Consider the following 15,630-nt stretch of genomic DNA (forward strand, 5'->3'; position numbering starts at 1 on the left):
TTTTTCCTTTACGTAGGCAATGCCTCACTTTTGACAGGGCAAAAGTGACAAAACCCTTTGTTGCTCAGACACAACATCCTTGTTGTGCTGAGCAACGAGGCGACATCCATGTCGCTAATCATGTAAGCAAAGACAGTTTTAAAATTCTTTCCCAGCATTTGCTCATGCTCAACGTCATCAACAACCTGCATAAATCCTGATCAGGATTGTTTTTGCAATCCAATTGGATAGATGTCCATAGTGAACAGGTTTTGTTGATGACAAAGTTTTCCTTGCGTGACGTTGTCACTCATTCTTTAAAAAAGTAACAAGAACGAGCTGTTGGACTTTCTCTGGGAGTATTCTTTCATTTCTTTAATCCCTCCCAACCTCCCTTTAAAAAGGGAGGAGTTACCCCTCTTTTTTAAAGAGGGGTTAGGGGAGATTAATTATCCCTGTGTCGCATCAATCAATGGAGCACCCGTCATCGCCTGCAATTCTGCAAAGCTCAAGCCATCCACTTTCTCAATCACTTTTAAACCGTCTGCGGTGACATCAATCACGCATAGGTCTGTGTAAATGCGATCCACACATTTCAGCCCTGTTGCTGGATCAGTCAGTTCTGCCACAATTTTTGGTTCACCTTGTTTGGTGACATGATCGGTGGTGATAAACACCTTTTTAGCACCCACGGCTAAATCCATGGCACCGCCGACTGCAGGAATGGCATCCGGTGCACCAGTATGCCAATTCGCTAAATCACCATTGGCGGCAATCTGGAAGGCACCAAGGACTGCGATATCTAAATGCCCGCCACGCATCATGGCAAAGGAATCACCATGGTGGAAAAAGGCACCGCCTTGCAACATGGTCACATATTCTTTACCAGCATTGATCAGTTCAGGATCTTCTTCACCTGCGGCTGGCGGTGGACCAAAAGCCAACAAGCCATTTTCAGAATGCAGGAACACATCTTTGTCGCTAGGCAGGTAGCTGGCAATCTTGGTCGGTAAGCCAATCCCAAGATTCACATAGGCACCATCGGGAATATCTTGTGCCACACGTTCCGCAATCTGATTGCGGCTGAGTTTTTGATAGCTCATGAAAGTCTCCTGATTACACAGCAACAGGTTCAGGTTGTACCTGCACCACATGTTGAACGAAGATGCCTGGGGTGATGATGTGTTCTGGGTCTAATTCACCCAGTTCCACCACTTCAGACACCTGAGCAATGGTCACACCTGCTGCCATGGCCATGATTGGACCAAAGTTACGTGCAGATTTACGATAGACCAGATTGCCCCAACGGTCGCCTTGCTGTGCTTTAATCAAAGCGAAGTCGGCTTTGATCGGATATTCCAACACATAATCTTTACCGTCGATGTGTCGGGTTTCTTTGCCTTCAGCCAATAAGGTACCAAAGCCTGTAGGGGTAAAGACTGCACCGAGTCCCATGCCCGCAGCTTGAATACGACAGGCTAAATTACCTTGAGGTACCAATTCCAGTTCGATTTTGCCTGTACGATAGAGTTCATCAAAAACCCAAGAATCTGACTGACGCGGGAAAGAACAGATGACTTTTTTCACGGCACCGGCTTTGAGTAATTTCGCAAGACCATAATCGCCATTGCCTGCGTTGTTGCTGACAATGGTGAGGTCTTTAATGCCGAGTTGAATTAAACCATCGATCAGTTCTGCAGGTTGTCCTGCTGTACCAAAACCACCAATCATGATGGTTGAGCCGTCGGTGATTTGGGAGAGCACCTCGGTCAGAGATGCTTTACTTTTGTCAATCATAATATTTCCTAGACCCTATACAGGTCAGACTAACTTTTACTTGATTGGGTTGAGGATAAAGTAGCGGGCTCAGTAGAGCGTTTGTTTAAAACCACATGTGCGAATAAACCAATACAGATGCCCCAGAAAACAGAACTTAGCCCTAAAAAATGCATGCCTGATGCTGTGGCGAGAAAGGTAATTAAGGCTGCATCGCGATGAGTTTCATTTTTCATGGCAGCACTGATATTGGTGCCAATTGCACCCAATAAAGCCAGACCAGCCAAAGCTGCAACCAGTTCTTTCGGCAGTAAACTGAATAACATCACAATACTGCCTGCAAAAAGACCACCTAAAATATAGAAAATGCCGTTGGCAATGCCTGCGATATAACGCTTTTCTTTAAGCTCATGCGCATCTTTACCCATACATAAAGCAGCGGTAATAGATGCCAGTACGATGGTGATGCCACCGAAACAGGCGACTGCTAAAGAGGCAATACTGGTGGTGGTAATAATTGGCTTGGCAGGGGTGTCATAACCACTGAGTTTCATAATCGCCATGCCTGGTAAAAACTGTCCTGTCAGGCTGACCAAGATTAGGGGTAACGCTAGATTCAAAGTGGAATTCCATGTCCATTCAGGTTGAATGAAATGTGGAATCGCCAGTGAAAAATCCATAGTGATAGGATTCATCTTTCCTAAGAGTAGACTCAAAGCAACACCAGCAAAAAGCACCCAGACCATGGCATAGCGTGGACACAAGCGTTTAGCAAATAAAAAAACCGCTAACATGCCAAATACAATCATCGGCATGCTATGGGTCGCTAAAAACAGTCCGAGTCCAAATTGAAACAGGATGCCTGCCATCATTGCTGCGGCAATATCCTGAGGAATCCACTTTAACAATTTGTCAAAATAACCTGATGCCCCAATGATAAAAATGACCACCGCAGAGGTAATGTAGGCAGCCACAGCTTCATTCAATGAAATCTGTGGAAATAAAGTCACTAAAAGAGCAGTTCCTGGAGCCGACCAAGCAGTAATCACAGGAACTTTAAACTTGATAGAAAGAAATATTCCAGCAAGTGCTGCACCAATTGAAATTCCCCAAATCCATGAAGCCATCATGTCGGTGGGGACCTGAGCTTGTTGTGCCGCCTGAAAGAAGATGATGAGAGGACCTGAATAGGAAATCAGTACCGCTAAGAATCCTGCAACTGTTGCGGAAATGGACCAGTCGCGCTTTAAGGTCTGTAACAGGGCTGTCATTGCATTGCCTCCATGCTGATGTATTCAATGATCCTGCAATTTATAAAATAGGTTTAACCCAGATCACCACCGCCAACAGGCACCACAGTACCTGTCATATAAGAAGATTCATCCGATGCAAGGAATAAGATGGCGTTCACCTGCTCTTGAATGGTGCCATAGCGATTAAAGAAACTCCGATCTATGGTTTGATCGACCACTTGCTGCATCCAGACTTTTTCATTTTCAGTCAGTGGGGTGCTGTTACGCGGAACTTTTCGAGGTGGTGCTTCAGTGCCGCCTGTCGCAATCGCATTGACACGAATGCCATCCTGCGCATGTTCAAAGGCGAGAGAAGCCGTCAGTGCATTCACGCCACCTTTAGAGGCCGAGTATGGCACGCGGTTAATGCCACGTGTTGCAATAGAAGAGACATTTACAATGGTCCCTTGCTGATTTTTAATCATTTCAGGTAGAACTGCTCGGCAGCACCAAAGCGTTGGAAATAAAGAACGATTCACTTCTTTGATAATTTCCTCTTCAGAAAACTCCTGAAAAGGTTTCATCCAAATGGCACCACCGACATTGTTTATTAATACATCTACACGTCCATAACTCGCAAGTGCTTTTGCAACCACAGATTCAGCACCTGCATAGGTTTCTAAATCTGCTTGAATGGTGACTGCCTGACCACCTGCGGCTTTAATTTCAATGAGGGTATCTTCAACATAGTCAGAGCGATCTGCCAGTACCACTTGCGCACCCTCAGCAGCAACCTGAGTTGCCACGCCACGACCGATGCCTTGTGCAGCACCCGTCACGATCACTACTTTGTTTAAAAATCTTTGATTAGACGCCATTTTTGAACTCGCTCATCATCAAATGTAAAGATGAATTTCTTAATTTATACAATTTGGGCATGCCGGCGTCCGAACATCTCAATATCCATTACCGGATTAACCTTTGGTTTTGCTTACTTTTCCTAAAAGAAAAGTAAGGAAAACCAATGTCATTCGCAAAACTCATCAGAAACTGATGATTTGATATTTTTCTCGCAGAAAATGCTTTTTGCCAAGCAGTCCCGCCTCGAACAATTGCGAATGACGTTTTCACGTATCATTTTTTCTATGACTTAAATATTGGGTTATTTATTAGTTGGCAGAGAATTTTTCAAACAGGAAGTTGCTTGGTTTAACTCCTTCTGCGTCTAACCAGCCACGAACCGCTTCAACCATAGGTACTGGACCACATAGGTAGATGTCGACATCGCCATGATTCAGCCAGTCATTTTCAATATGACCTGTTACATAACCTTTGCGTTCATGTTGTGACTCTGGATTGGCAACTACAGTACGATACTCAAACCAATCATGCTTCTGTGCCAACTCATCCAGTTTTTCTAGGGCAACTAAGTCAAAATCATTGGTCACACCAAACACCAAGCGAACAGGTTGTTCAGAACCTTTTTCTTCAAGCACTTGCAGCATAGACATGAATGGCGCAATACCTGTACCACCTGCTAGCATCACCACAGGACGAACCACATTACGTAAATAGAAACTGCCAAATGGACCTGTGAAAGTCATTTTGTCGCCTGCTTTGGCATTGGCACTTAAGAATTCACTCATTTTGCCATTTGGCACGTTACGTACCACAAAGCCTGTTAAGCGATTACCTGGTTTAGAGCTAAATGAGTAAGAGCGTGTTTCTGTTGTTCCTGGAATGGCAACATTAACGTATTGCCCAGCAAGGAAATGAATATCGGGTTGACCTTCATCCAGTTGAATATCAAAAGTGATGGTGGAGTCAGATAGGTTGTCGACACGTGATAAAGTGCCTTGGAACTGGTGGATTTCAGTTTTACATACATCCGAAGAAGCTTGAATTTGGAACACGGCATCAGATGTTGGGCGGCATTGGCAAGCTAGAATATAACCTTGCTCGGCTTCTTCAGGGGTGAGGGCATCTTCAATATAGGTTTCTTCAGGCATGTCATAACTTCCTGACTCACAGAAAGCTCGGCACGTTCCACAAGCACCGTCACGGCAATCTAGCGGAATATTAATTTTTTGACGGTACGCGGCATCGGACAAAGTTTCACCCTGAGCAACGCTAATAAAACGGGTAACACCATCTTCAAATTGAAGTGCAATATTGTGGTTTGACATGGCTAGAATCCTACTAAAAACTTTGAAACTTGACCTTCAGTCAACATTCCATTTGACTGAAGGGATAACGCTTGAATCAGAGGTGATGTATGTCAATCACTTGATTAATATAGTCATTTTTCAGGACCACGTATTTACTTAAAATCTGTGGCTGAGCACCTGAAAAATCGATTTCATAACGTGACATGCCGAAATAGCTATAGTTGGTTTTGTAACGGAAACTTAAGGTATTCCAGTTAAAACGCACTGTCACTTTGTCGCCATCACGTGCCATTACTTCAATATTGCTGATGTTGTGGCTGGTACGGGTATCAGGCATGGTTGCAGAAGAACGCTCGGTTTTAATGCGGAACACGCGGTCTTCAAGCCCTTGACGATCTGGGTAATAAATTAAAGAAATTTCAGACTGCGGGTCTTCAGTTAAACGGTCATCATCATCCCACGCTGGCATCCAGAACGAGGCAGATGGGGCATAACATTTCAACCAGTCATCCCATTGTTCATCATCTAGAAAACGTGCTTCTTGATAGAGGAACTGTGCAATTTGTTCGAGAGAGGTGCGCTCTAAATTTGTTGTGGCATTCATGCGATCTCTCCTTGTTCATTCACGAGTGCTTTTTCTGAGGCAATGGCATGTTTCATGGTTTCTAGCCAATATTGATGCTGCGCAAGGTACAAACCTTCATCTTCTGTTTTAATGCCGCTGAGTTTTGGTTTTAAGCCAATTTCATTGGCAGCATCGTCAGGACCTTGAATCCAGTGTTTCGAGCCACGGCACATGTCATTCCATTCCAGCTCTATGCCTGCATAACCAGCCTGACAAGCACGGAACTCTTCAAGATCGTCTGGTGTTGCCATGCCTGAAGCGTTAAAGAAATCTTCATATTGGCGAATACGACGGGTACGAGCTTCAGGTGCTTCGCCTTTCGGGGCGATACAGTAAATCGTGACTTCGGTTTTATTGACCGCTAATGGGCGTAAAACACGGATTTGTGAACCGAATTGATCCATCAAATATACATTTGGATATAAGCAAAGATTACGTGAGCGTTCGATCATCCATTTCGACATTGGTGCACCGAATTTTTCAGTATATTCTTCTGCTTTAGGGAAGTTCGGACGGTCTTCTGGGTTTGCCCATTGTGTCCAAAGCAACATGTGACCATTGTCAAAGCCGTATGAACCACCGCCTTGTTTGCCCCAAGAGCCTGCGCTCATAGCACGAATGTTATCACCCGCTTCTTTCTCTTTACGTTGCTGGGTTGTCGCAGCATAGTTCCAGTGCACCGCAGAGACATGGTAACCATCGGCACCATTTTCAGCAGTCAGTTTCCAGTTGCCTTCGTAAGTGTAGGTTGATGCACCACGTAACACTTCCAGACCTTGTTCAGACTGATCCACAATCATGTCGATGATTTTGGTGGTTTCACCTAAAAATTCTTCAAGTGAAGGAACATCTGGATTCAAGCTACCAAACAAGAAGCCTTTGTAGTTTTCAAAGCGCGCGACTTTTTTCAGATCATGCGAACCTTCTTGGTTGAAGCAATCTGAATAGCCTGCATCGCTTGGATCTTTCACTTTCAGCAATTTACCTGAGTTATTAAACGTCCAGCCGTGGAATGGGCAAGTGTACGTTGCCTTGTTACCACGTTTATGACGGCAAAGCTGCGCACCGCGATGTGAACAGGCATTGATCATTGCATTCAATTCACCATTACGGTTACGCGCGATGATGATCGGTTGGCGTCCCATATAAGTGGTGTAGAAATCATTGTTATTTGGAATTTGGCTTTCATGTGCCAAATACACCCAGTTGCCTTCAAAGATGTATTTCATTTCAAGGTCAAACAGGGCTTGATCAGTAAACACTGAGCGATGCAGTTTAAATTCACCCGTTTCAAAGTCATCGACAAGCAATTCATCAATACGGTCAAGATGGCTGGTGTTAATTACAGGAATACGAGGCATGTCCGTTCTCCGAGGTTCCAAATGTGGGGAACTCTCCGAAATGACATATTATTCAAATGTCATTTCGGCTCCTAAAATGTGGGTTAAGCGCTAGCGCGACGACGGTCAACTTCGGTTGAAGGCGCACCTTGCTGATCTTTAACCAGTTCAATATTGAAGGTGATGTGTTTGAATGGGTGATTCAGACCACGACGAGCAATTTCAGCTTCGTCCGTAACATCAACCGCAGTTGCGACTAAACCATCACGGGTTGCAAAGGCAAAGTCATCCCAAAGGTATTTGTCACCTTCAATGTTGAATTGAGTGGTTAGCTTGCGATAACCAGGAGCAGAGACAAAGTAATGTACGTGTGAAGGGCGGTTGCCATGGCGACCAAGCTTATTCAATACCGCTTGAGTCGTGCCGTCTGGTGGGCAACCGTAGCCTACAGGCATCGTAGTTTGAGCCACATAATGACCATCAGTATCCGTCAAAATACTGCGGCGTAAGTTAAACTCAGATTGTGATTTGTCGAAGAATGAGTAGTTGCCCAAGCTGTTGGCATGCCACACTTCAACTTTGGCACCTTCAATAATGTTGCCATCGGTATCTGTTACTGTGCCTTCAATAAACAAGGTCGGAATTTTGTCAGTTTCAGAACCATCGTCCATACGGGCAAAACCTGTAGATTCAGGTGCACCAGCAACATACAGTGGACCTTCAATGGTACGCGGTGTGCCGCCGGTAATGCCTGCTTTGGCATCGGCTTCATCGGCACGAAGGTCTAAATAATGTTCTAAGCCTAAACCTGCTGCCAGCAAACCTAATTCGTTGGCTTGACCTGCATCGGTAAAATATTCCAGACCTTTCCAAAGTTCAGACTGGCTGATGTCGAGGTCTTCAATCGCTTGGAATAGATCGCCCACTAAGCGCACAACAATTTGTTGTACACGTGCATCGACAGGACCAGTTGCTGTGTCGACGTTCATTTCTTTTACGAGGGCATCAATTTGTTGACGGTTCATACTATAGCTCCTTAAGTATGCTTTGAGTGGCTAGCGCATGCTTGATTACTTCAATACACTTGGCGGGCCACATTCCTTGTGAATACAGGCGTTTTTTACAATTAATTTTTACAATTCAGGAAGCGGACTTCCCATTATCCTTTTTACTTAACGGTCATCCTCACGAATAGAAGAGGGATGTCGGTTCAGTGGCATCACTTCAATATTCATGTAGGGATAAAGCGGTAAACCTTGCAGCAGGTTGTGCAGCTCTTCATTGCTCTCGACATCAAAAATACTGATGTTGGAGTATTGACCTGTAATCCGCCAAATGTGGCGCCATTTGCCTTGCTGTTGCAGTTCTTGCGAATACGCTTTTTCAACTGCTTTAATCTTATTGGCCTGTTCAGCTGGCATATCCAGCGGCAGGTTTACATCCATTCGTACGTGATAAAGCATGTCGAATTCCTTCAATTACTGGCGACGCATTCCGTCAATTTTGTCTTCGTCAATTTCAATACCCAGTCCAGCTGTGGTCGGCAACATCAGCTCGAAATTTTGATATTGCAGCGGCTTTTTCAAGATTTCTTCTGTGAGCAACAGCGGGCCAAACAGCTCGGTGCCGTATGCTAAATTGTGAAAGGTCGAAAAAACCTGTGCCGATGCCATGGTGCCAATCGGACCTTCAAGCATGGTGCCGCCATACAGATCAATTCCTGCCAGCTTGGCAATTTTCCCGACTTCGCTGGCTTCAACCAAACCGCCTGACTGCGCGATTTTCACGGCAAAGACCGAAGCGCCATTGCGTTTCGCCAAGCGATAGGCACTGTCTGGACCCATCAGCGATTCGTCTGCCATGATGGCAATATCAAAACGGCGGGTAAGACGTTGCATGGCATCAATGTTGTCGATGGCACACGGTTGTTCAATCAGATCGACACCACCATCTTGTAACTGCTGAATGCCTTTAACCGCTTCAAGTTCTGACCAAGCACGGTTCACATCGACGCGAATAGAAACATCTGAGCCTAAGGCTTGTTTGATGGCTAACACATGTTCCACATCTTCTTCGACGCGACGAGAACCAATTTTGAGTTTAAAAGTGTTGTGTCGTTTACTGGCAATCATCTGCTGAGCTTCAGCAATGTCTTTTTCGGTATCGCCAGAAGCCAAGACCCAAAGTACAGGGACACTATGTCTTAAACGACCACCCAGTACTTCACTGATGGGTAAGCCTAAACGTTGCGCTTGAATATCAAACAATGCAGTTTGAATCGCGTTTTTCGCGAAGCGATTGCCATTGATATTGCGCTTAATTGTTTGTATGGTTTGTGCCACATTCAAACCTGACAATGATTTGAGTAATGGGGCAAAATAGGTTTCGATATTGGTTTTGACGCTCTCAGGACTTTCTTCGCCATAGCCTAAGCCGCCAATCGTGGTTGCTTCGCCCCAGCCAGTAAAGCCATCTTCCGTAGTGACTTTAACCAGAACCAAGGTCTGTGTTTGCATCGTTGCTACCGCCATTTTGTGTGGGCGGATCGTTGGTATTTCTACAAGCAACGTTTCAATCGATTTATACATCTTTCGGCTTCGCTATCTTGATTTGTCTAATTCATGTGGTATACCTTAAAAGAATGAACTAATCCTGTCGAAGATCATTTTGGCATTTTATTATATTTAAAAGGTATGAAGTCTTATGGAACTTAGACACCTACGCTATTTTGTAGCGGTTGTAGAGGAACAAAGCTTTACCAAGGCGGCAGAAAAACTTTTTATTGCTCAACCGCCTTTAAGTCGGCAGATTCAAAACCTTGAAGGCGAGCTCGGAATTCAATTGTTTGAGCGGGGTAGTCGACCTTTACAGACCACGCCAGCAGGTCAATTTTTCTATCAACATGCGGTTAAACTTTTGTCTAATGCCGAAGAAATCAAGTCGATGACCAAGCGGGTGGGCATGGTAGAGCGAACAGTGACCATGGGCTTTGTCGGGTCTTTGTTGTATGGCTTATTGCCGCGAATTGTGTACTTATTTCGTCAGCAACAGCCGCAGCTTAAAATCGAATTGATTGAAATGAGCACCAAAGACCAGATTCAGGCACTGAAAGAAGGGCGTATTGATGTCGGTTTTGGACGATTACGTATTTCAGACCCAGCAATTCGCCGCGTACTGTTGCGTGAAGAGCCGTTGATGGTAGCAGCACATAGCAGTCATCCCTTGGCATCACAAAAACAAGGCATATACCTTGCAGATCTGGTGGAAGAAAATTTGTTTCTCTATCCTAGCCACCCGAAACCGAATTTCTCGACGCAGGTTCGCGGCTTATTTTCTGAATATGGTTTAGAGCCTAGAAGCTTGCGTGAAGTGCGGGAAATTCAGTTGGCACTGGGCTTAGTTGCCGCGGGCGAGGGAATCTGTATTGTGCCTGAAAGTGCGTGTAGCATTCAGTTTCCGCACTTGAACTATATTCCAGTATTGGATGATGCCGCAGTCAGCCCGATCTTTCTTGCCATCCGAAGTATGGATGAAAGTGAAGATATTCGCTCCTTGTTTGACTGTATTTATCAGGTCTATGACCTTGAAGCGATTAAATATGATCGGGCGGTGCTTTAATACCCTGAGGGTCTGGTTTTTAATAGTAACTGGAAAGAAAGCGGGAGATTTCTCGCTTAAATTTGAACGGTTCATTAATCAAAATGGCATGACCTGAACGCTCAAAAACCACTTGTTTGGCATTTTTGACGCTGTTGGCAATAATTTTTTGCCCTTGAGATGGATACAGCGTCGACTTTTCACCAATAAAAAAGGTGGTTGGACAGCTCAGTTCTGCAATCGCTTCACGATAATCTTCATCATGATACAAGTAGTTGTTGATATACCACGCCAGATAGTCCAGTCGATGCAGGGGCAACAAGTGCTTTTGTAATTTGTCGTATTTTAAAGCCGTGTTCCAAAGTACAGGACTAAAAGTATGATTGTTCTGTAATAGGATGAATTTACTCCAAATCTTAATAAATTCCTGACGTGAAGCAGGTTCTAAATCTTCAAGTTTTTGGACAGGCGGTAAGGCCGAAAAGAACAAGGAAATTTCAGCCAACAGCTTTTTAAAGTCCAAATGCTGCTGACTCAGTAGCCCATAAGGCCATTGCGAATCTACGCCAATTTTAGGTGCTTGATCGATATGTAAATAACGATTGAGGTACTGTTTCAGATTGCCATACTTCATACCATGCATGGCCGTGGTCGCGCCCATGGAAAATGCAATCACTGCGAATTCAGGATACTTTAATTGTTGGATTAAAGCCTCTAAATCACGCCAATGACTGGAAATGGCATCTATTTCAGGTATGCGGCAGTGCTTTGAACGACCAAAACCACGCCAGTCAGGAATAATAAACTTATAATGTTTACTGTTCTGAATTAAAAAAGGCATCCATTGCCAACTTTGCATGCCTAAACCCGATAACACTAATACAGGTTTACCCTGACCAAATTCACGAACATACAATTGTTCCTGATCAGGCATGCGGTAGTAAGGCATATTTATTTTCTCTTATTTGTGTGAATCGAAATTTTTTAAACCTGCAATCATGGCTTCAAGCCATTGAATCCAGCCAACTTCTAGGTTGATACCTAACTGTAAAATCATTTTATGAATATATAAAGTCCGATTTTCAGTTTCTGATGAAGAGAAATCTTTATTGAAAATGAGTTGGTAGGTTTTCAGTTTTTCCTGATGTAAGACAAGGTGTCGTTCTAATTCAGGCAACACGGTGGCTTCACCAATTTGTGCTTCAGCTCTTAAGCGCACCATCAGTTCTTCACGCAGTTGCGCAGGTGGGCTTTGTTTGACCATCCAGTCAGCCAGTTCGGTACGCCCCATTTGTTCGACTTGATAGGTTTTTTTGCGACTGGTCGCACTTTCATCTTCAATGGTTGAAATCCAGCCTTTTTGCTGCATCGCACTGAGTTCACGATAAATTTGTTGATGCGTGGCATTCCAGAAGAAGCCCATCGAACGGTCAAAGCGTCGTGCCAGCTCAATCCCTGTACTTGGTTTTTCAATCAGACTGGTCAGAAGAACATGCGCTAAGGACATAATGGTTTTCAACAGATTTAAGTTAAAAGCATTATGCAACATGTTGCATAGATTTCAAAATTAGATTATAAATTAGTGCAACAAGTTGCATAAAAGCAAATTTAGCCAGCACATTGCAAGCCATGGAGGTCTCATGTCCAATTTTCCACATTTACTTGCCCCATTAGATTTGGGATTTACCACGCTTAAAAACCGTGTTTTGATGGGTTCTATGCACGTTGGTCTTGAAGAAGCACCAGGTGGTTACGACCGTATGGCAGCTTTTTATGCTGAACGTGCCAAAGGTGGTGTGGGACTGATTGTGACAGGTGGTATTTCACCGAATGATCATGGTTTAACCTTTAAAGGTGGTTCTAAGCTCGATACTCGTGAAGAAGCTGAACACCATAAAGTGATTACTCAGGCGGTACATGACGCTGGTGGTAAAATTGCTTTGCAAATTTTGCATACAGGTCGCTACTCATATCAAAAAGACATTGTGGCACCGTCTGCAATTCAAGCCCCGATTAACCCAAGTCGCCCTAAAGAATTAAGCTCTGCTGAAGTTCAGCAAACCATTGATGATTTCGTGAACTGTGCCAAGCTTGCGCAATATGCGGGCTACGATGGCGTAGAAATCATGGGTTCGGAAGGTTACTTAATTAATGAATTTATTGCTGCACGTACCAACCATCGTGATGATGAATGGGGGGGTAGCTATGAAAAGCGTATTCGTTTTCCACTTGAAATTGTAAGACGTACCCGTGAAGCCGTGGGTGAAAACTTCATCATCATTTATCGTCTGTCTATGCTGGACTTGGTCGAAGGAGGTTCTAACCTAGATGAAGTGATTCACTTAGCCAAAGAAATCGAGAAAGCGGGCGCAACCATCATCAACACAGGTATTGGTTGGCATGAAGCGCGTATTCCGACCATTGCAACCAAAGTACCGCGTGCCGCATTTACATGGGTGACCAAAAAGTTAAAAGGTAGCGTTAAAGTGCCTTTGGTTACGTCTAACCGTATTAACACACCTGAAATGGCTGAGCATGTATTGGCATCTGGTGATGCGGATATCGTGTCTATGGCGCGTCCAATGCTGGCAGATCCTGAGTTCGTACTGAAAGCAGAACAAGGGCGTAGCGATGAAATCAACACCTGTATCGGTTGTAACCAAGCATGTCTAGATCACATCTTCTCGATGAAGATTGCAACTTGCTTAGTCAATCCACGTGCATGTTATGAAACCGAATTAATCTTCAAAGAAGTAGGTCAACCGAAAAATATTGCGGTAATTGGTGCGGGTCCAGCAGGTTTAAGTTTTGCAACGTATGCAGCAGAGCGTGGTCACAACGTGACGATCTTTGAAGCAGCGAACCAAATTGGTGGTCAGTTCAATATTGCGAAAACTGTACCGGGTAAAGAAGAATTCTATGAAACTTTACGTTATTTCAAGCGTAAGATTGAATTGTTACAACCGAAGATCAAGTTGCAATTGAACCATAAGGCAACTTATGAAGAACTCAGCCAAGCCAACTTTGATGACATCGTGGTTGCAACAGGTGTAACCCCACGTGAATTAAGCTTTGAAGGTGTCGATCATCCAAAAGTGTTGAGCTACATCGAAGTTTTAAAAGAGCGTAAGCCTGTGGGTAAGCGTGTTGCAGTGATTGGTGCAGGTGGTATTGGTTTCGATACGTCTGAGTACTTAAGTCATGAAGGCGAAAGTGGTAGCTTAAACCCGCAAAAATTCTACGATGAGTGGGGTATTGATACCGACTATAGCAATGTGGGTGGTTTAAAACAGCCAGAAGTTGAAGCTTCTGAACGTGAAATCTTTTTGTTACAACGTAAACCGACTACTGTGGGTGCGGGTTTAGGGAAAACTACAGGCTGGATTCACCGTGCAGGCTTGAAAAACCGTGATGTGCAAATGATTGCGGGCGCAAGCTATGAAAAGGTTGATGACCAAGGGTTACATATCATTGTGAACGAAAAACCAATGCTATTGGAAGTGGATAACGTGGTGGTGTGTGCAGGACAAGAGCCGTTTACAGCCATGTTTGATCAACTCAAAGCAGATGGTAAAGCGGTACACTTAATTGGTGGTGCAAAAGAAGCAGGTGAGTTGGATGCAAAACGTGCGATTCGTCAAGGTGCTGAATTAGCAGCTGTCATCTAAAGTCAGGAGGACCTTCGGGTCCTCTTTTTTATTTGGATAGTGATTGGATAGAGAATAAAACAATGGAATTAAAACAAACCCAAGACGCATTACAACAATGGCATCAGATGTTAGCGACTCGTGACATGAGCTTGTTAAATGAAATTTTAGCGGATGATGTCGTATTTCGATCTCCCGTTGCCTTTCATCCTTATGAAGGTAAAGCAGTTGTGACCTTTATATTAACCAATGTGATTCAGGTCTTTGAGAACTTTACTTATCATCGTGAATTTTTGACGGATAATGCACAATCTGCGGTACTCGAGTTTTCTGCCAATGTCGATGATAAAATGCTGAAAGGCATTGATATGATTCAATTCAATGAGCAAGGTCAAATTGTCGATTTTGAAGTGATGATTCGCCCGAAAAGTGGTTTGGAAGCTTTGGCTGCACATATGGGGCAGCGGATCAAACATTTTCAACATGGCTAAGTTTATCCCGTAATCACGCGATCATCAGAGGTTATGAAAATGTGGTTAAAACTTTCAACCTTGGCATTGTTACCTGTGGTGGTCTTGCAAGGTCTCAAGGTACGCAAGAATACACCGCGCCTTGCAGAAGCCAGTGGTGATCGGGCTGGAATTTGCGGGCAAGGACAACCGTTATCCTTGCTGATTTTAGGGGATTCGGCGGCAGCAGGTGTGGGTGTTGAATCACAGCAAGAGGCACTTTCGGGTTCGATTTTGTCGTGTTTACAAGATGAATATCAGGTGCGCTGGAAATTGCATGCGAAAACTGGAGATACCACGCAACAGGTCATTGCAGCAACGCAGCTTTTGGCACCGCAACAGTATGATGTAGTCGTGACTTCGATTGGCGTCAATGATGTCACCAAACTCATGTCTGCTAAAAAATGGCTGAAACAGCAGCAAATATTGTTTCAGGATATCCAAAATCGGTTTCATCCTCGACTGATTATTGTCTCGGGTGTGCCACCTATGCAATATTTTGAAGCATTGCCTCATCCTTTAGCATGGTTGTTTGGGCAATATGCCACGCAGATGAATCAACAGTTACAGCATTGGTTAGCGCCCCAAGCACAGTTTGAGTTCCTGCAATTCGATATCAAGACTTTTCAAGCCATGAATTTGCCTATGGCAAGCGATGGTTTTCACCCAAGCAAAGAGATTTATGCCATTTGGGGGCAACAAATCGCTGCATTGGTATGGCAATCTTTTCACTCATAGTCAGAGGTCATATATGAAT

Annotated in this window: 17 protein-coding genes; 5 read left to right on the forward strand and 12 right to left on the reverse strand. The window is 44.2% G+C overall.

Annotation, left to right across the window (positions count from 1 at the left end):
- Positions 1-200: hypothetical protein (locus ACWQ4X_RS10245; RefSeq protein ID WP_457903569.1), on the forward strand; the 200-nt coding region annotated here is incomplete at its 5' end.
- 228 nt (positions 201-428) lie between these two features.
- On the opposite strand, the gene ACWQ4X_RS10250 is transcribed toward ACWQ4X_RS10245, so the two are convergent.
- From ACWQ4X_RS10250 to ACWQ4X_RS10295, 10 genes are all read right to left on the reverse strand, one after another.
- On the reverse strand, positions 429-1,082 hold the full coding sequence (locus tag ACWQ4X_RS10250; protein WP_457903570.1) for a 3-oxoacid CoA-transferase subunit B: 654 nt from the start codon (positions 1,080-1,082) through the stop codon (positions 429-431).
- Between the two features lie 13 nt (positions 1,083-1,095).
- Positions 1,096-1,776 carry a 3-oxoacid CoA-transferase subunit A gene (locus ACWQ4X_RS10255; RefSeq protein WP_457903571.1) on the reverse strand — a complete coding sequence of 227 codons (681 nt, stop codon included), beginning with the start codon at positions 1,774-1,776 and terminating at the stop codon, positions 1,096-1,098.
- Positions 1,777-1,805: 29 nt separating this feature from the next.
- A complete protein-coding gene (gene benE, locus ACWQ4X_RS10260; RefSeq protein ID WP_457903572.1) occupies positions 1,806-3,026 on the reverse strand; it encodes a benzoate/H(+) symporter BenE in 1,221 nt (406 codons plus the stop codon).
- 53 nt (positions 3,027-3,079) lie between these two features.
- Positions 3,080-3,865, reverse strand: a complete 786-nt coding sequence (gene benD, locus ACWQ4X_RS10265; protein ID WP_457903573.1) for a benzoate diol dehydrogenase BenD — start codon at positions 3,863-3,865, stop codon at positions 3,080-3,082.
- A 291-nt stretch (positions 3,866-4,156) separates the two neighbouring features.
- Positions 4,157-5,173 carry a benzoate 1,2-dioxygenase electron transfer component BenC gene (benC, locus tag ACWQ4X_RS10270; RefSeq protein ID WP_457903574.1) on the reverse strand — a complete coding sequence of 339 codons (1,017 nt, stop codon included), beginning with the start codon at positions 5,171-5,173 and terminating at the stop codon, positions 4,157-4,159.
- Between the two features lie 76 nt (positions 5,174-5,249).
- Positions 5,250-5,759 carry a benzoate 1,2-dioxygenase small subunit gene (gene benB / locus ACWQ4X_RS10275; RefSeq protein WP_457903575.1) on the reverse strand — a complete coding sequence of 170 codons (510 nt, stop codon included), beginning with the start codon at positions 5,757-5,759 and terminating at the stop codon, positions 5,250-5,252.
- The gene (gene benA, locus ACWQ4X_RS10280; RefSeq protein WP_161933899.1) at positions 5,756-7,141 is read right to left on the reverse strand and encodes a benzoate 1,2-dioxygenase large subunit; all 1,386 of its coding nucleotides are present in this window, start codon (positions 7,139-7,141) and stop codon (positions 5,756-5,758) included. Before benA ends, benB begins: the two co-directional genes overlap by 4 nt.
- A gap of 83 nt (positions 7,142-7,224) precedes the next feature.
- Positions 7,225-8,145: a catechol 1,2-dioxygenase gene (gene catA / locus ACWQ4X_RS10285; RefSeq protein WP_100240672.1), complete on the reverse strand. Its 921-nt coding sequence runs from the start codon at positions 8,143-8,145 to the stop codon at positions 7,225-7,227.
- Between the two features lie 147 nt (positions 8,146-8,292).
- The gene (gene catC, locus ACWQ4X_RS10290) at positions 8,293-8,583 is read right to left on the reverse strand and encodes a muconolactone Delta-isomerase (RefSeq protein ID WP_100240673.1); all 291 of its coding nucleotides are present in this window, start codon (positions 8,581-8,583) and stop codon (positions 8,293-8,295) included.
- A gap of 15 nt (positions 8,584-8,598) precedes the next feature.
- A complete protein-coding gene (locus tag ACWQ4X_RS10295; protein ID WP_457903576.1) occupies positions 8,599-9,708 on the reverse strand; it encodes a muconate/chloromuconate family cycloisomerase in 1,110 nt (369 codons plus the stop codon).
- Positions 9,709-9,823: 115 nt separating this feature from the next.
- Here ACWQ4X_RS10295 and ACWQ4X_RS10300 point away from each other — a divergent pair, with 115 nt between their 5' ends.
- Positions 9,824-10,738, forward strand: a complete 915-nt coding sequence (locus tag ACWQ4X_RS10300; RefSeq protein WP_100240675.1) for a LysR family transcriptional regulator — start codon at positions 9,824-9,826, stop codon at positions 10,736-10,738.
- 19 nt (positions 10,739-10,757) lie between these two features.
- Here the strand turns inward: ACWQ4X_RS10300 and ACWQ4X_RS10305 are convergent, their stop codons facing one another.
- Positions 10,758-11,666 (reverse strand): alpha/beta fold hydrolase, encoded by a 909-nt coding sequence (locus ACWQ4X_RS10305; RefSeq protein WP_457903577.1) that lies wholly within the window; start codon positions 11,664-11,666, stop codon positions 10,758-10,760.
- A 12-nt stretch (positions 11,667-11,678) separates the two neighbouring features.
- The gene (locus ACWQ4X_RS10310; RefSeq protein WP_457903629.1) at positions 11,679-12,224 is read right to left on the reverse strand and encodes a PadR family transcriptional regulator; all 546 of its coding nucleotides are present in this window, start codon (positions 12,222-12,224) and stop codon (positions 11,679-11,681) included.
- Positions 12,225-12,357: 133 nt separating this feature from the next.
- Here ACWQ4X_RS10310 and ACWQ4X_RS10315 point away from each other — a divergent pair, with 133 nt between their 5' ends.
- From ACWQ4X_RS10315 to ACWQ4X_RS10325, 3 genes are all read left to right on the forward strand, one after another.
- Positions 12,358-14,385, forward strand: a complete 2,028-nt coding sequence (locus tag ACWQ4X_RS10315; protein WP_457903578.1) for an FAD-dependent oxidoreductase — start codon at positions 12,358-12,360, stop codon at positions 14,383-14,385.
- A 62-nt stretch (positions 14,386-14,447) separates the two neighbouring features.
- Complete coding sequence (locus ACWQ4X_RS10320) at positions 14,448-14,855, forward strand: nuclear transport factor 2 family protein (RefSeq protein ID WP_457903579.1); 408 nt, start codon at positions 14,448-14,450, stop codon at positions 14,853-14,855.
- Positions 14,856-14,894: 39 nt separating this feature from the next.
- A complete protein-coding gene (locus tag ACWQ4X_RS10325) occupies positions 14,895-15,611 on the forward strand; it encodes an SGNH/GDSL hydrolase family protein (protein ID WP_457903580.1) in 717 nt (238 codons plus the stop codon).
- The last annotated feature ends 19 nt before the right edge of the window (positions 15,612-15,630 follow it).

The sequence above is a fragment of the Acinetobacter sp. NigerLNRRAM0016 genome, assembly GCF_054112845.1.

Excerpts from the sequence above, each read along its gene's own strand:
- benC (WP_457903574.1), bottom strand. The coding sequence starts at position 5,173 with ATGTCAAACCACAATATTGCACTTCAATTTGAAGATGGTGTTACCCGT.
- benE (WP_457903572.1), bottom strand. The coding sequence starts at position 3,026 with ATGACAGCCCTGTTACAGACCTTAAAGCGCGACTGGTCCATTTCCGCA.
- ACWQ4X_RS10295 (WP_457903576.1), bottom strand. The coding sequence starts at position 9,708 with ATGTATAAATCGATTGAAACGTTGCTTGTAGAAATACCAACGATCCGC.
- benB (WP_457903575.1), bottom strand. The coding sequence starts at position 5,759 with ATGAATGCCACAACAAATTTAGAGCGCACCTCTCTCGAACAAATTGCA.
- benD (WP_457903573.1), bottom strand. The coding sequence starts at position 3,865 with ATGGCGTCTAATCAAAGATTTTTAAACAAAGTAGTGATCGTGACGGGT.
- catC (WP_100240673.1), bottom strand. The coding sequence starts at position 8,583 with ATGCTTTATCACGTACGAATGGATGTAAACCTGCCGCTGGATATGCCA.
- ACWQ4X_RS10315 (WP_457903578.1), top strand. The coding sequence starts at position 12,358 with ATGTCCAATTTTCCACATTTACTTGCCCCATTAGATTTGGGATTTACC.
- ACWQ4X_RS10310 (WP_457903629.1), bottom strand. The coding sequence starts at position 12,224 with ATGTCCTTAGCGCATGTTCTTCTGACCAGTCTGATTGAAAAACCAAGT.
- ACWQ4X_RS10255 (WP_457903571.1), bottom strand. The coding sequence starts at position 1,776 with ATGATTGACAAAAGTAAAGCATCTCTGACCGAGGTGCTCTCCCAAATC.
- catA (WP_100240672.1), bottom strand. The coding sequence starts at position 8,145 with ATGAACCGTCAACAAATTGATGCCCTCGTAAAAGAAATGAACGTCGAC.
- ACWQ4X_RS10300 (WP_100240675.1), top strand. The coding sequence starts at position 9,824 with ATGGAACTTAGACACCTACGCTATTTTGTAGCGGTTGTAGAGGAACAA.
- ACWQ4X_RS10320 (WP_457903579.1), top strand. The coding sequence starts at position 14,448 with ATGGAATTAAAACAAACCCAAGACGCATTACAACAATGGCATCAGATG.
- ACWQ4X_RS10305 (WP_457903577.1), bottom strand. The coding sequence starts at position 11,666 with ATGCCTTACTACCGCATGCCTGATCAGGAACAATTGTATGTTCGTGAA.
- benA (WP_161933899.1), bottom strand. The coding sequence starts at position 7,141 with ATGCCTCGTATTCCTGTAATTAACACCAGCCATCTTGACCGTATTGAT.
- ACWQ4X_RS10250 (WP_457903570.1), bottom strand. The coding sequence starts at position 1,082 with ATGAGCTATCAAAAACTCAGCCGCAATCAGATTGCGGAACGTGTGGCA.
- ACWQ4X_RS10325 (WP_457903580.1), top strand. The coding sequence starts at position 14,895 with ATGTGGTTAAAACTTTCAACCTTGGCATTGTTACCTGTGGTGGTCTTG.